We start from the raw sequence: 15,639 nt of genomic DNA, 5'->3' as shown, positions 1-15,639 counted from the left end.
CGTGTGATTCGCGCCTAACAGCGTACCGACCTCGACACGCCGACGCGTTTGCGGTGTTATTCGGTTGTTCCGGGCGGGGAGCGGGTCCGAACTGGGGGGACGCGGGTCAGCCGTCGAGGATCTCGTCCAGTCGGAAGCTCTCGAAGAGGACCCGGACCGGCAGGTTACTCTGCCCCCGCTCGTACGGGATCGTCTGCCTCTGGATGATCTGGTGGTCGGTGTAGGTGTCGGGATAGGGCTCCTCGTCCACGGTGCTGATCGCCAGTTCGTCGTTGACCGACCGGCGCAGTTCGACAGCGGGTGGAGCATCAGCCTCGCTCGCCACGAAGCCAGGGTGCCCGTGCTCCCGGACCCGAGGCGGCCCAGGACCCGGTAACCGCCCAGTTCGTGGGGGTCGCCCGGGTGCTGGGGGTGGGACTGTCGTGCCCGTTCGCCATGTGGGGGCCTCATGGGGTCAAGGGGTGCGCTGCGCTCCGGGGAGGGGCGACGGGATGGCTGGGGGAGGGGCGGTCAGAGTGCCGATTCCTCTGCGGGTGCGGGGATGCGGCCTGGCAGGTGGTCGGGGTCGTGGTGGGTCCCGCGGCCGCTGTCGCGACGGGCACCACAACCGGTGTCACAGATGGGGATGACGTAAATACGGAATCAGTTCCATGGAACCTCTCCTTTTCGCTAGTATTCGAATACATGTTCGAAGGGTTGGTCGTACTTCCCCGCGGTCGGGCCCTGTCGGTGGTGTGCCCGCGAACACGGCCGGGCGCAAGGTAACGCAGGCGAGAGCAACAGGAGCCGGTCGATGCTGGGGGGAACTGTCGTGGGGCGGTACTACGGGGCGCACGTCACGGTCGTCGAGGCGGAAGGTCGGCCGACCCGGTTCACCTGGGAGGGGCGGGTGTACGGGATACGCAGGATCATCGACCACTGGGTGACCCTGCGCAGGGACTGGACGCCCGGTGCGGACTCCCAGGTCCCCGAGCGCAGACACTGGCGGGTGGAGGCCGGATCGGCCTACTCGCAGGGCGTGTACGAACTCCGCCAGGACACCACGACCGGTGAGTGGCTGCTCTCCCGCGTCTGGGGATGATCCGGCCCGGGGCGCGGCCGGGCCCGGGCGCCGGTCCGCTGTGTGAGCCGCGGCGCCCGAGCAGGACACGAGTCGGAGCACGGGCCACGGGCTCGGGGTGAGGACTGCCCACGGGTCCGCGGGCAGCTCGATACGGCTGGCGAGGTCGGCGCGTTTCGTGGAACGTGGAGTTTTGCTCCTCAGGGCCTCAGGCGAGGTCGGCCGGGATGAGCCCGTACACCGCTAGGTCGGAACGGCCCTCGTGCAGCGGCATGGCGTTGCGCTCGGTGCCCTCGGGGGCGAATCCGGCAGCCTCGGCCACCTTGCGCGAACCCGTGTTGCCCACGGCGGCCTTGAGCTCCACCCGCTGGAACCCCTGGTTCACGGCCCAGCGGGAGACCGCCACGACCGCCTCGGTGGCGTACCCCCTGCCGCGGCCCCAGGGCGAGACCCAGTAGCCGATCTCCGTGACCAGGGCGGGCCACTGCGTGCGCAGCAGCGCCACCGACCCGGTGAACCGGCCGGTCGCTTTGTCCACCATGGCCCAGTGCTGGCCGTCGCCGCCCGTGCGGATCGCCGGGGCGGCCTTCAGGCAGAACTCCTCGGCCGTCGTGCGGGTGTAGGTCTCCCCGGGGGCGGGCAGCGGAATCCACCGCTGGAGTTCGGGGTCCACACACGAGGCGAGGACATCGTCGATGTCGCTCTCGAGGAGGGCTCGAAGTCGCAGGCGCTCGGTCTCCAGGATGACCGCGGGCATGATCGGAGCGCTCTGGACTGTGGCCATGTGGATGTTCCCTCTATGCATTCGAACGACCATTTGGTGCCGGGTACCACTCAAGTTTCGCACCCGACAGCTCGGGCGGAAACTCACGTTATGTGCCCCGCAGAGTGGGAGGAAACAGGTTTTCGGCCACACGGGCCGGTGGCGGGGAGCCGGCACGCCCCGCCACCGTGGGGGTTCAGAGCAGGCCGCTGACCACCCGCCGGCGGATGGCCGTGTCGAAGACCTCGGCGAAGGCGTTGCCTGGGCACTCCGTGTCGAGCCAGTCCCGGTGCCGGGCCACCGCCTCCTGCCCGGTCACCACCCCGGTGTCCGGGTTCACGTACTCGATCCGCGCGGCCGGGTCCACCCCGGTCAGCGCGCACAGCACCCGAAGAACGTCCACGAGCGAGTCCTGAGCGGCCCGGGTGGGGAGTGCGTCGGTGAAGTCACCGAGCAGGCACACGCCGATGTTGGCGTGGTTGAACCCGAACGCGTGCCCGGCTGTCACGGACTCGGCCAGGCCGGGCAGGGGCAGCGTGCGGAAGATTGGGAGCCCGCCGCCCGAGTGGCGGCCCTCGTAGACCACACCCCGGGGGTCCACAAGCAGGTGGTAGCCGATGTCGCCCCACGCCTGCTCGGCGGCGTGGAGGTGGTACACGGCTCGCACGTCCGCGGCGTGGTCGCCGGTGGTGGCCATCGCCGTGTGGTGCACGGTCAGCGCCTGTACCCGGTGGAACTGGGCGGGCCACAGGTCATTTCCGTCCTCGTCGAAGCGCAGCGACTCGTCGGCGCCCCACCCTGACCGGGTGCGCAGCCGAAGCACGGAACCGCCGGAGAGGGTGGTGACCCCCTCGTCCTCGGCGGACAGCGACACCCGCTCCTGGCCGCTGAAGCTCAGATCCTCTCCGTCGCGCACGTTCACGGCGGTCAGGTCGGCGCCGTTCGCCCCGCGCACCTCGTATCCGGTTGCGCCTTCGGGTGCCCGGGCGAGGGCGGTGGCCGACGGTGACAGGTGCTCGGGGCCGCCGGTGTGGAAGTGCAGGTCCTGCCAGTCGCCGAGGGTCCCCTCCGCTGTCTCGAACCGCACGGCGGCGCCCTCGGCGACCTCCTCGGGCCGCTGGGCGACGGAGATGAGGTCGAACCGCAGTTCCGGTCGGACGAGCGTGCCGGTGGCGGTCGCCCGCTCACCGAGGACGCGGGGCGCGTTGTGGGCCCCGGAGGCCTGGCCTCCGGAGGTCCGGGCGGAGGCGGTCGCGGAGGACAGCAGGGCGGGGGCGAGCGCGCTCAGGCCGACCGCGGCGGTGGCAGTGGTCAGAAAGGTACGCCGTCGCATGGAAGATCCGTTCCGTTCTGGGGTGGGTCCCGGTCTGGGGCGCAGGCGTGTTCGGCGGACACCGGACCTGTCGCACACCGCTTCGGCGGCACTTGCGCCGTCTCCTGCGGTCTCGGCAAGGGGCACAGGCGCACCGTTCACGGGCGGGCGGCATGCACCGGACACGCCCTGAGCCGGGGCAGGTGTGCGACCGGGGCGCGGGCACCGGGACAGGGTGGCACACGGATGTGACGCAAGGCACTCTCCGCGCGGTCTTCGGAGTGCCGTAGTGTGCCTTCGCCCCCGTCCGAAAACCCGCTGGCCACAGCAGATATTTGGGCCATATCAGTCACTCCGGATGAAGCAGGCGCGATGGTCGTCGGAGTCGCTGGCGTCCCGCACGGACCTGCCGGGCCTGCTAGCCGTCCGCAGCCTCACCAAGACCTGGTCGCCGCCCGGGCCGCGCGCCGGTTACCTGCTCTCACCGCCGGACCTGGCCGCCCGGTTGGCCCCGGCACAGCCGCTGTGGTCGGTCTCCACCGGCCCCGGCCGCCACCGATGCCTGCTGCGAACCCGGGGCCCTCGCCGCGGCCCGGGTAAAAGAACTGACGGTTCACCGCGAGGCGTTCGCGGCGGCGCTGAGCGGGTTCGGAATGGCTGTCGTCCCGGCGACGAAAGCATCGTTTCTGCTGTTCAAAGCGGATAACGCGGAGTTTCTCGGGGTTCGTTTGCGTGAGCATGGCATCGCTTTCCGTAGGGATGGCGCCCTCCCGGGACCGGGGCCCGAGTGGTTTCGGGTTGCTGTCCGTGACTTCAGTACACAGCGCGTGCTCACGCGGACTCTGGCACAGTTGGTGATGACTTGAGGGCCCCGGCATTCGGATCGGGGGGAGCCGCGCCGGGGCGGGGGGGACCCGTGCGAGCGGCGTGACCGCCGCGGACTACGCTGGTCCGAATTCGTATCGAACCAGGTGGAACCGGGCAGCTCACAGACCTCTTCTCTTCTTCGGGGAGCGATCATGACCAACGATGACCGCGAGGACACCTATCGCGGCGAGCAGGAGGGCTCGAGGTGGCGGGGCAGTGGTCCCGCGCCCGGCGCGGGGCCGCTCCTGGGCGGCCTCCTGGACGGACTGCCGGAGAGCGGCAAGGGCACCCAGGCGCGCGAGCCCAGCCCCGCGGCTCCGCCGCACAACCCCTTTCGACGTTCGTTCCCGGAACCGGAGATGCCGCCCGCCCAGCCGGAGCCGCATCCCGCGCCCGAGAACGCCGCCGATCCCGCGCCGGCACCCACACCGCCGCCCGCATCTGGACCGGCCGCCGGGTACCAGGTGCCGGGACGGTCCGAACCGGACCAGCCCGAACCGGAGCACTCCCGCCCGGCATCGCACACCAGGACGCCCGCCCCCTTGGCACCCCCGATGAGCGAACCCCGGTTCAACGTCATCCCCTTCCGCTCGGGTACCCGTAACCCCGGGCCCGCACAGACGCCACAGGTGCCACTGGCACCTCAGGCGCCGCAGGAACAGCGTGACCCCCATCCTCCAGAGGCCGAGCGGCCCCAGCCGCCCGAGCCTGCCATGAACCCCGGCCATGCGGATGAGAACCCCGCGGCCGCCGAACCGAAGCAGAGCGACACCGTGCACGCACACGAAGCAGCGGCGCCCCTCGAGGCACCGCAGCACACCGGTCCGCACCAACGGACCGAACCAGAGGAACCGCAGGGGAAGGCCCCGGCCCTGGTCCCGGCCATCCAGGCCGCCCGGCAGGCCCTGAACGAGCAGACTCAGGACGCCCGTCCCAAGGGCGCCGAGGCTCAGAGCGCCAAGGCCCAGAACCCCGACTCCCGGGACTCGGAGACCCGAGGTGCCGAGGCCAAGCAGACAGCCCAGGACACCCCGGCCGCCCCGGCCGCCGGCCGGCCCGGCGCCGACGACGTCTGGAACGGGACCGACCACGCCTTCGACGACGCCGAGCGCGCCGCCGTCTATCGCGCCATCCGCGAACGCCGTGACGTCCGCGCGGGCTTCCGCCCCGAGCCGGTCCCCGCCGACGTGCTCACCCGCGTGCTGGAAGCCGCCCACCAGGCGCCGAGCGTCGGGCACACCCAGCCGTGGGATTTCCTCGTCATCGACGACCCCGAACTCCGCTCGCGGGTGCGCGACCTCGCTCAGAACGAGCGCGACACTCAGGCCCATAGCCGGCCCGCCACCCGCGCGCACGCCTTCTCCGGGCTCAAGGTCGAGGCGGTCCTGGAGAGCCCGCTCAACGTCGTCGTCACCGTCGACCCCAGTCGCGGACCGCACAGCCCCGGACGGCACTCCAAGCCCGCCTCGTACTCGGCCGCGCTCGCGGTGGAGAACCTGTGGCTGGCCGCCCGCGCCGAGGGTCTCGGTGTCGGCTGGGTCGCCTTCGCCGACGAGCGCGAGGTCGCCCGCATCCTGGACCTGCCCTCTCACCTCGAGGTCGTCGCCTACCTGTGCGTCGGCTACGTCGAGGAGTTCCCCACCGAACCCGAACTCAGCCTCGGTGGCTGGGCCAAGGGACGTCCCCTGTCCTGGGCGGTGCACCGCGACCGTTACGGTCGCCGCGGTCTGCCCGGCCAGGAGCCGACCACCCTGCTGGAGGAGACCATCACCGCCATCGGAGCGCTCAACGCCCGAGCCGTGGAGGAAGCCAGGGACCGGCAGGACCGGATGACCAAGCCACAGGGGTCCCTCGGGATCCTCGAGGAGGTCTCGGTGCAGCTGGCCGGACTGGCGGGGGAGTGCCCGCCGCCGGTGCCCGAGCCCGCCGCGGTGGCGGTGTTCGCCGGTGACCACGGGGTGTACGCCCAGGGGGTGACCGCCTGGCCGCAGGAGGTCACCGCGCAGATGGTGCAGAACTTCCTCGACGGCGGGGCCGTGGTCAACGCCTTCGCCGAGCAGGTGGGCGCAGAGGTCACCGTGATCGACGTCGGTGTGGTCGGCGACCTGCCGAAGGGATCGGGCCTGCTGCCGCGCAAGGTCGCGCGCGGCACCGCCGACTTCACCCAGGGCCCGGCGATGACCCGGGACCAAGCGCTCCAGGCGTTGGAGGGCGGTATCGAGATCGCCCGGGACCTGGTGTCGGCGGGCAACCGCTGTCTGATCACCGGCGACATGGGGATCGGGAACACCACCCCGGCCGCCGCCCTGGTGTGCGCGTTCACCGGCGCGGACCCCTCGGTCGCCACCGGTCGCGGGACCGGGATCGACGACGCCACCTACGAGCGCAAGGTGGAGGTGGTCCGCCAGGCGCTGAAGGCCAACCCGGTGGACCCCGAGGACCCGATCGGGACCCTCGCCGCGCTCGGCGGGCTGGAGCACGCGGCGCTGGCCGGTTTCATCCTCGGCGGTGCGGCCCTGCGGGTGCCGGTGCTGCTGGACGGCGTGATCGCCGGTTCGGCCGCGCTCGCGGCGGCCGCGATCTCCCCGGAGTCGCTCAGTGCCTGCTTCGCCGGGCACCGTTCGGCCGAGCCCGGCCACGCCGTGGCCTTGGAACACCTTGGGCTTACCCCGCTGGTGGACCTGGAGATGCGCCTGGGCGAGGGTTCGGGTGCGCTGCTGGCGCTGCCGCTGCTGCAGGGGTCGGCCAGGGCGCTGCGCAACGTGGCCACCTTCGACACCGCGGGTGTGTCCACCGCGCAGTAACCGAAGCGCGCGAACGACGACGGACCCCGACGCCCACCCCTTGGGTTCTAGTGGTGGTCGCAACCCCTGACTTTGGGGAGGTTGCGACCACCATGTCGTTTTCCAAGCAAGAACTGGCCCGGCTGCGGGAGCGGTTCCTGGAGCTGATGACCGAGTCCGGGAACGTTACCGAGGTAGCCCGAAAGCTCGGTATCAACCCCAACACCGCGTTCACCTGTGCGGCCCACCCCTGCGCCATCCGCCCTGCACTGCCCGCCCCGTCGTTCGCTGCGGGGCGCTCGTTTCGCGCTGCCCCCTCGTGCTTCGTTTGCCCCCGTACCGCTCGCCCTCCCCTGCCTCGGATGCGGTGCGCGTCACTCTCTCCAGTGCTCGCCCCTTTACCTCCGTGTAATACCGCTTTGACAAGGTGCTTTGGAGTAATCGCCGAATATCGCCGGCGGCGCGCCAGGCCCCGGGCCCTGCGTGCGCACCCCGCCGTCGAAGCCGGGGGCCGGTGCGGACGACCGAAGGGGTGCGATCCGTGACTTATCTCCTGGGCTTGCGCATGAAGGACCGAGACGTCCTCGTCGTCGGCGGCGGAAGGGTGGCCCAACGCCGGGTCCCCGTCCTACTGGAGGCCGGTGCCCGCGTCACCCTCGTCTCCCCGGAGGCCTCCGCCGCTCTGGAGGACCTCGCCGACGCCGGCCACCTCACCTGGCTGCGCCGCCCCTGGGAGGCCGGTGACGTCAGCGGTCCCGATGCCCCCGCCTTCTGGCTCGTGCACGCCGCGACGGACTCTCCCGAGGTCAACGCCGAGATCGCCGAGGAGTCGGAGGGCTCCCGTGTCTGGTGCGTGCGCGCCGACGACCGGCACGCCTCCTCCGCCTGGACCCCGGCCAGCGGTTCGGCCAACGGCATCACCGTGGGTGTGATCGCCTCGGGCGACCCCCGGCGCTCCGCCGGCCTGCGCGACGCCGTCATCGACGGCCTGGCCGACGGCACCCTGGACGCCCGCCGCGGCCGCGAACGCCTGCGCGGTGTCGCCCTTGTCAGCGGCGGCCCCGGCGACCCGGGCCTGATCACCGTCCGCGGCCAGCAGCTGCTCTCCCAGGCCGACGTCGTGGTGGTGGACCGCCTCGCCCCGACCTCGCTCCTGGACCGCCTGCCCGCGGACGTGGAGATCGTGGACGCCTCCAAGATCCCCTACGGCCGCTCCATGACACAGGACGACATCAATTCCGTCCTCGTCGAGCGCGCCCGGGAAGGCAAGTTCGTGGTCCGGCTCAAGGGCGGCGACTCCTTCCTCTTCGGTCGCGGCGGTGAGGAGGCCGCGGCCTGCTCCGCTGCGGGCGTCCCCGTGATCGCCGTCCCCGGAGTGACCAGCGCCCTGGCCGCCCCGGCCAGTGCCGGGATCCCCGCCACCCACCGCGGTGTGGCCCAGGACGTGCACATCGTCTCCGCGCACGTGGCCCCCGGCGACAGTCGCTCCACCGTGGACTGGGCCGGGCTGGCCCGCGCGGGCGGCACCGTGGTCGTCCTCATGGGCGTGCAGCGGATCGAGGCCATCACCGAGGCTCTCATCGAGAACGGCCGCGCCCCGGACACTCCCGTCGCAGTCGTCCAGGAGGCCACACTGCCAGGACAGCGGACGGTGACGGGTACGCTGGCGGACATCGCTGCCTCGGCCCGATCGGCCCAAGTACGGCCCCCCGCCGTGGTGATCATCGGAGAAGTGGTCAAAACAGCGCGGGATCTTGACATACTGCACACGGGAGCCCAGTTCGAGATCGATCAACTGGCAACCGGGCGCGATCTTCAGTGAGACCTCCGGCGGCGCTGCCCGCCAGCCGCGCCGCCGGGGGAATCCCAGTACCGATGAGGAGGGCATACCGATCATGACCCGGCCGTCGGCCGCACCGAACGCCTCGGGCGAAGGTGCCTCGGACCGGTTCGGAACCGGACCGGACGCCGCCTCCGCCCAGCCCGCCGCACCGGGCCCAGAATCCGTGCACCTGGCGGGTGTACCCGACGAACGCCGGGGGCCCACGGTCCCCGTGCCCGCCGGACCCGCCAAACACCGCGCCCCGGCCAACGAGGACGACCGCTTCGAACAGGTACTGGAGTCGCTGCGCAAGCAGATCCGGGACCTGGAGTTCGCACCGGGGATCGCCGGAGCGGAGGAGGGCGAGGTCCTCCAGTCGGACGTCCTGGCCCAGCTCTCCGACTACGTCCTGCCCCGGGTGCGCCGCCCCGACATCCCCCTGCTCATCGCCGTGGCCGGTTCCACCGGCGCCGGCAAGTCCACCCTGGTCAACAGCCTGGTCGGCGAGCAGGTCACCACCACCGGCGTGCGTCGGCCCACCACCAACAGCCCGGTGCTGGCCTGCAACCCCGCCGACGTCGACTGGTTCAGCGAAGCCTCCTTCATCCCCTCCCTGCCCCGGGTGCGCCAGCAGGGTCTGGCCATGCCCGGCAAGGACGGCATGCTGGTGCTCGCCGCCACCGAGGCCATGCCCCCCGGCGTGGCCCTGCTCGACACCCCCGACGTCGACTCCGCCGTCGCCGCCCACCACGAGTTCGCCGCCAAGTTCCTGGACGCCGCCGACCTGTGGGTTTTCGTCACCACCAGCGGCCGGTACGCGGACGCGCGCGTGTGGGAGTTCCTCCAGGTGGCCCGGGACCGCGACACCTCCCTGGCCGTGGTGCTCTCCCGAGTGCCCCGCAAGGGCCGCCGCCAGCTCCTGGACCACTTCGGCGCGATGCTCGAGGCCAACGGCCTGGGCAACGCCGCCCGCTTCGCGATCCCCGAGACCGACCAGATCGAGGGCGAACGCTTCACCTCCAACGTCGCCGACCACATCCGGGACTACCTCGCGGACGTGGCCGGTGAGGCCGAACAGCGTGACCGGGTCTCCCGGCGCACCTTCATCGGGGTCATCGACAGCTTCCGCAGCCGCGTCCCCGAACTCGCCCGGCAGGTCGAGGCGCAGATCGAGACCGGCCGCTCCCTGGGCGCCGACATCGATGACGCCTACGCCGGCGCGGCCGCCCGGATCGACACCGCCCTGGGCGACGGCACCCTGCTGCGCGGCTCCCTCCTCGCCCGGTGGCAGGAGGTCGCGGCCAGCGGCGAACTCGCCAAGAGCCTGCGCCTGCGCGGTAAGCGGGCCCGCAAGGGCCGCGCCGAACAGGCCGAGCGAGGCCAGCGGGTCAGCGCTCTGGAACGCGCTGTCCGCGACGCCCTGGAGGCCCTGGTGGTCTCCGCCAACGAGCGCGCCTCGGACCAGATCGAGCAGCGCTGGCGGGACGTCCCCGGCGGCGCCGAACTGGCGGAGAAGGCCCTCGACCAGCCCGGCAGCGGGCTGCTCGCCAAGCAGGTTCGCCAGGAGATCTCCGAGTGGCAGCAGGAGATCGCGGAGATGACCGCGGCCAACGGCGCCACCAAACGATCGGTGGCCCGATTCGTCACCTTCGACCACGAGATCGTCGCCCTGGTCATGATCATCGACCTGCTCGGCTACGAACGATCCCATTCCGGAGGCGGCGCCCACGCGGCCGACACCTCCGGGCCGTCCCCGCAGCGCCTGCTCAAGGGGCTGTTCGGCGCCCAGTCGTTGCGAAGCATCGGCGGGTCCGCGCGGGAGAACCTGCGCAAGCGGGTGCTCGGGCTGCTCACTCACGAGCGAGCGCCCTTCGACCACGCCCTGTCGACGGCGGGCATCCCGTCCGAGGACAGCGCCGTCCAGCTCTACCAGGCCACGTACAACCTTGAGATTGCAAGATGACAACTCAGTGGAACCCCGCCCACACGGGGGGCAACGGTCCGGGCCCGAGCCGCGACGAGGGCGAGGAGCGCGAGAGCGGACCCGCCGCGGACGGTTCCGTCTCGGAGAGGCCCGGAACCCGGGGACCTGACCCGCACGATTCCGGTGTGCACGATTCCGTGGCGAGCAGCCCCTGGAACGACGAGCGCGCCGCTCCGGATTCGGAGCCCTCCACGCCGACCAGGGAACCCGCCTCCCACCAGAGCGGTCCTTGGCGCGGCTACACGATGCCGGTGCCCGAACACCCCGAGCACGCCGAGGAGCGTGAACGGGCCGCCTCCGAGGCGGCCGCCTTCGAGCCGCCCGCCTACGACGGAATCACCGGTTACCCGGACCCATCCGGAGCGGGCACGGCACAGAGCGCCTCCCGGGAGGACTCTCAGAGCGACGCCAGCGCCCCAGGGCTACCGGAATCTCACCCGGAGTCGCCGGAAGCGGCCAGGGCCCGTCAGCGTCGCTTCGGGCGCCATGCACGCCCCTCCGCCGCCGCAGCGGACAAGGGCGGCGCCGAAAGCGTGGACGGTGACGGGAACCGGCGCCGCCGCAGCGAGGCCGACCACGACGACCACGACGACCCCGACGGTTTGGCGGGCTGGGTCGGCAGTCTCACCGAGGCCGCCGACGACACCCGCATCGCCGGGCGCAACACCGGTGCCTTCCCGGTGGTCACCCCGGACACCGAACGCCCGGACGACCAGGGCGGGCGTCCGGCCCGGCGTACCACCGGCCGGACCGACGACCGCACCGCCGGTGCTGACCTGCTCGACGACGGGCCGGACGGCCCTGCCGTCGACCCCGCGGCCGGAGCCGCCGCGGAGCGCGACGCCGAGCACGCTTCAGAGCGCGACGCGCAGGGGGAGCGCCCCCGCCGCCACACCTCCCGCCCGGCCCCCGGCGTCGCCCAGCAGACCACCGCCACCTGGGTTCCCGGCCCCGAAGATGACGAGCGGGCCGAGGGCACCGACGCGGAGGAAGCCCGGAGCGGGACGGCGGAGACCGCGCGCACCGGAGCCCCCGCAGCCGCCGGGGCCACCGGCGACAGCGCCCGGACCGTCGAGCCGGGTACAGCGGCCCCGGAACAGGGTGAGGCCGCTGACGACGACCCCGAACCCCTGCCCCGCCGCGTCCCCGGACCCTCCGCCGTCTCGGGCGCCTTCCGGGCGATCGGGGCCGACACCACCGCACCGCGGACCGGCCCTGACGCTTCCGGTTCAGGCACCCCTGGTCCCGACACCGGGCCACAGGCCGTGGGTGGACAGGCACAGGACGACTCCGGCTCGGCAACGAACGAAGAGGAGTACCGCCCCACCAGCCACGACCACTGGCAGCCCACCAGCACCACCAGCCGCGCCGAGCTCATCGAGCGGCTGGACGCCCTGAGCACCCTCGTCGAACTCGGCCAGGAGGACCTGCCCGAGGAGGTCCTGGGCCGGGCCGGACAGCTGCTGGACCACGCCGGGGCGCGCCTGCGCCTGTCCGGCGAACACACGGTCGTGGCACTGGCCGGAGGCACGGGAAGCGGGAAGTCCTCCCTGTTCAACGCCTTGTGCGGGCTCGAACTCTCCCAGACCGGCGTCACCCGCCCCACCACGTCCAAGGCGCACGCCTGCGTGTGGGGGCACGAGGGCGCCGACGCGCTCCTGAGTTGGCTGGGTGTGCCCACGCGCTATCGGCACTCGCGCACCAGCGTCCTGGACACGGGCAACTCCGAGCTGACCGGCCTGGTCCTGCTCGACCTGCCCGACCACGACTCGGTCCGCAGCATGCACACCGCGGAGGCCGACCGGCTCATCGGTTCGGTGGACCTGCTCGTGTGGGTGCTCGACCCGCAGAAGTACGCCGACGCCGCCGTGCACCACCGCTACCTGGCCAAGATGGCCGGGCACGGTGCGGTCACCGTCGCCGTCCTCAACCAGGTGGACAAGGTCGCGCCGGACGAGCTGGAGGAGCTCCTCACCGACCTGCGCCGCCTCCTGGAAACGGAGTCGGGTGTGCACCCGCGGGTGATCACCACCTCCACCGTGACCGGCCAGGGTATTCGCGAGGTGCGCGAGTTCCTGAGCGAGACGGTCATCGAGCGCCGGGCCCTGGTCGACCGCCTGGTCGCCGACCTGGACCAGGTCATCGAACCCTTCGAGGAGTTCTACGGCGAAGGGGAGATCCCCGAGATGGTGCCCGCCCAGGTCCGGTCCCGGATCCAGGAGGGTTTGGCCAAGGCTGCCGGTGTCACCGCTGTGGCCGACGTGGTGGAGACCAACGACGTTCGCCGCGGCAAGCGCCGGGTCGGCTGGCCGGTGGCCCGTCAGGTCGCCAAGCTCCGCAAGGACCCGCTCGCCGCGGTCCAGCTTGACTTCCTGCGCCGGGACGAACCCGGTGTGGGCGGTCCGGTCGACGCGCACGAGGCCGAACTGGAGACGGTTCTGGGTGAGGCCGCCGACCAGGTGTCCGCGGAGATGCCCGGCCTGTGGCGCCGCCGGATGCGCACGGCCGCCCGCAGCGGGGTGGCGGAACTGCCCACCGAACTCGGTGAGGCGGTCGCGGGCGCGGTCGGCGATCCGGGTCGCAGCCCCTCGTGGTGGAAGACGGCCCGCGCGGTGCAGTACGCACTGCTCGCCGTGGCCGGTGTGGGGTTCGCCTGGGCCCTGCTGTCCCTGCTGAGCTGGCTCGGCGGCGGCATCACCGGCCTGCGGATGTTCGACGACCCGGTCTTCATCGCCTACTCGGGCGCCCTGCTCCTGGCCAGTCTCCTGGTGGGCTGGCTGACCGGGGTGGGCTGTGGGAATCTCGTGGAGGTGGCCGCCGTCCAGCGCCGTGAGGACGTGGAGCGCACCGCACAGGGACGGGTTCGGGAGATCGCCGGGGTCCGGGTCGTGACCCAGCTGGAGAACGAACTCGCGCGCTACCGGGCATTCCGGGCCGCCTACGAGGTGGCCAGGGTCAAGGACTGAGCCCTCAAGAACTGAGTCGTCAGGGCTTGAGCCGCGCGCCGTGGTGAGGGGCCGGTGGAGGGCCGGGCCGCGAAGCGGGCTCGGGATCGATACGGTCCCGGTGCGCACAACAGAACACAGCGACCACAACACGAAAGGTCGGCCGAGGGTGAACCTCGACCGACCCGAAGTGATCGGGGGCGGGCAGCCTGAGGGCTGCCCGCCCCCGATCGTGTCAGGGAGGGGGACTTAGAACCAGCTCAGGATCTTCTTTGCCATGTGATGCTCCTACGGTTCGGGTGCTGAGTGCTTGGTACTGACGGGGATCGCGCGGTCGGTGCGTCGGACAGACAGCGCCCGACGGACCGGTCCAGATTTCCGGCCGGAGCCGCCGATGCCCTATGGCAGGATGCCCCAATTCGTCACGCTAGCCAACCCCTCTGGAACAGAGGGTGAGAACTAAGGTAGCCTCAGCCTGCAAGGTACATACAATCGGCAATTAAGTTATTACCCAAAGTAATGTAAAGTAGTGCTGGTGTGATTACCCGGCGCCTACCAGGGAGGATGCGCAACCCCACTGGTCACCGACCGGCACCGCGAGGGAACGCGGGGCGAATCCGGTTCGTCGAAAGGAGAACCGTGGGAGGCGGTGGGCACATCAGAGTCGCCAAGGGTTCGGAGGTAGAAGGTGGAACCGGGAGGGAGGACGAAGCGGTGAGCATCTCGGAGAAGCCGGTGGCGGCCGATGAGAGCTCCCCCGGAGAGCGCCGTACCTGGCTGATCTTCCAGCAGCCCCTCGGGTTGGTGGCCTACCTGTTCCTGATGGTCTTCGTCGCGCTGTTCCTGTTCGGGGTGGCCGCGGCGCAGACGACCCTCAGGCTCTTCGACGTCGCCCTGCTGCTCGCCCTCGTGGTCTCCGCCGTGATGTGCGCGGCGGCGATCAGTCGCATCGATACGCCTTCCGGGGTCAGCCGGGATCTCCTGGGAGCCTGGTGGTTCCCCGCGATGCTCCTCCTGCCGCCGGTGTACTCGCTCCTCATCCCGCTCTCCAGCTACCTGTTGCTCGGGCGCCGCCGCAGTCACACGATGCCGCACCGACGGGTGTTCAACGCCGCTGTTGTGGGCGTTTCGGGGTTCCTCGCCTCGGTGCTCTGGCACGGGGCCCAGGTCGGATTCCCGGCCGGGATCAGCGGCTCCCCGAATTCCCACGAGGCCCTGCTCAGTGCCAGCGGTGTGGCACTGGCCCTGGCCTGCTGCGCCGGGTTCACCCTCCTGAACAGCCTGCTGGTGTTCATGGGCACTAAGTTCGGTGGTGTCTCCGGCAGTATCCGCGACATGTGGGATCGGGAGGGGGTCCTGGTCGACTCCGCCGAATTATGTGTCGGGGTCACCGTCGCCATCCTCGCTCAGATCTCGCTGTTCCTGCTGGTGATCGCGGTTCCGCCGGTGCTGCTACTGCAGCGGAGCCTGGTCTATCAGCAGCTGAAGACCGCGGCCCGGACCGACCCGAAGACCGGCCTGCTCAACGCGCCCACCTGGGAGAAGGAAGCGGCCGCCGAGGTCGCCAAGGCCCGCTCTACGCGCGGCCGGGCGGCGGTGCTCATCGTCGACATCGACCACTTCAAGCGGGTCAACGACAACTACGGGCACCTCTTCGGCGACCAGGTCCTGCTCGGGGTCGCGACGACGATTTCCCAGCAGCTGCGCCAGTCGGACCTGCTCGGCCGCTTCGGCGGCGAGGAGTTCGTGGTCATGCTGCCGGGGGCCGACACCACCGAGGCCTGGCAGGCCGCCGAACGCCTGCGCTGCCAGGTCGGCCGGATGGAGATCGCGGTGGACGACGTCCTGGTGTCCATCACCATCTCGATCGGGGTGGCCGTGGCTGGTGACCACGGTGACGACCTCGTCGAGCTGCTGACCGCCGCCGACCTTGCGCTCTACCGGGCGAAGGAGACCGGCCGCGACCGCGTGTGCCTGCCGGCCGGGCGCCCCGAGGTGTCCGGGAAGATCCCCGGTCCCCGGGAGGGCGAGATCACCGATTCCACGAGCAACCCGGGTGACCCTTCCTGACCTCCGAGAACGTCGGAGGAAGGGCGGTCGGGT

9 protein-coding genes are annotated in these 15,639 nt (G+C 71.4%); 6 read left to right on the top strand and 3 right to left on the bottom strand.

The genetic code is table 11. The features are described from left to right. Positions 1–106 precede the first annotated feature (106 nt). Positions 107–325, bottom strand: coding sequence for a hypothetical protein (locus D457_RS0125575; RefSeq protein ID WP_017583529.1), 219 nt, complete (start codon positions 323–325; stop codon positions 107–109). A gap of 468 nt (positions 326–793) precedes the next feature. Here D457_RS0125575 and D457_RS0125570 point away from each other — a divergent pair, with 468 nt between their 5' ends. Beyond that, positions 794–1,081: a DUF6504 family protein gene (locus tag D457_RS0125570; RefSeq protein WP_017583528.1), complete on the top strand. Its 288-nt coding sequence runs from the start codon at positions 794–796 to the stop codon at positions 1,079–1,081. 187 nt (positions 1,082–1,268) lie between these two features. On the opposite strand, the gene D457_RS0125565 is transcribed toward D457_RS0125570, so the two are convergent. Beyond that, positions 1,269–1,844 carry a GNAT family N-acetyltransferase gene (locus tag D457_RS0125565; protein ID WP_017583527.1) on the bottom strand — a complete coding sequence of 192 codons (576 nt, stop codon included), beginning with the start codon at positions 1,842–1,844 and terminating at the stop codon, positions 1,269–1,271. A gap of 175 nt (positions 1,845–2,019) precedes the next feature. Further along, complete coding sequence (locus tag D457_RS0125560; protein WP_017583526.1) at positions 2,020–3,156, bottom strand: peptidoglycan recognition protein family protein; 1,137 nt, start codon at positions 3,154–3,156, stop codon at positions 2,020–2,022. A gap of 998 nt (positions 3,157–4,154) precedes the next feature. On the opposite strand from D457_RS0125560, the gene cobT reads away from it, so the two are divergent. The 5 genes from cobT (at position 4,155) to D457_RS0125535 (ending at position 15,606) form a co-directional block, all read left to right on the top strand. Beyond that, complete coding sequence (cobT, locus tag D457_RS0125555; protein ID WP_017583525.1) at positions 4,155–6,806, top strand: nicotinate-nucleotide--dimethylbenzimidazole phosphoribosyltransferase; 2,652 nt, start codon at positions 4,155–4,157, stop codon at positions 6,804–6,806. Positions 6,807–7,326: 520 nt separating this feature from the next. Then, on the top strand, positions 7,327–8,607 hold the full coding sequence (gene cobA, locus D457_RS0125550) for a uroporphyrinogen-III C-methyltransferase (RefSeq protein ID WP_039831905.1): 1,281 nt from the start codon (positions 7,327–7,329) through the stop codon (positions 8,605–8,607). 73 nt (positions 8,608–8,680) lie between these two features. Continuing rightward, positions 8,681–10,570 carry a dynamin family protein gene (locus tag D457_RS0125545; RefSeq protein ID WP_017583523.1) on the top strand — a complete coding sequence of 630 codons (1,890 nt, stop codon included), beginning with the start codon at positions 8,681–8,683 and terminating at the stop codon, positions 10,568–10,570. Beyond that, a complete protein-coding gene (locus D457_RS0125540; protein ID WP_017583522.1) occupies positions 10,567–13,557 on the top strand; it encodes a GTPase in 2,991 nt (996 codons plus the stop codon). Before D457_RS0125545 ends, D457_RS0125540 begins: the two co-directional genes overlap by 4 nt. A 693-nt stretch (positions 13,558–14,250) precedes the next feature. Next, the gene (locus D457_RS0125535; protein WP_017583521.1) at positions 14,251–15,606 is read left to right on the top strand and encodes a sensor domain-containing diguanylate cyclase; all 1,356 of its coding nucleotides are present in this window, start codon (positions 14,251–14,253) and stop codon (positions 15,604–15,606) included. Positions 15,607–15,639: the final 33 nt, after the last annotated feature.

It is taken from the genome of Nocardiopsis valliformis DSM 45023, from assembly GCF_000340985.1.
Classification (GTDB): domain Bacteria; phylum Actinomycetota; class Actinomycetes; order Streptosporangiales; family Streptosporangiaceae; genus Nocardiopsis; species Nocardiopsis exhalans.
Note: the sequence above shows the minus strand (reverse complement) of the source record. Positions and strands in the feature narration are given on the sequence as shown.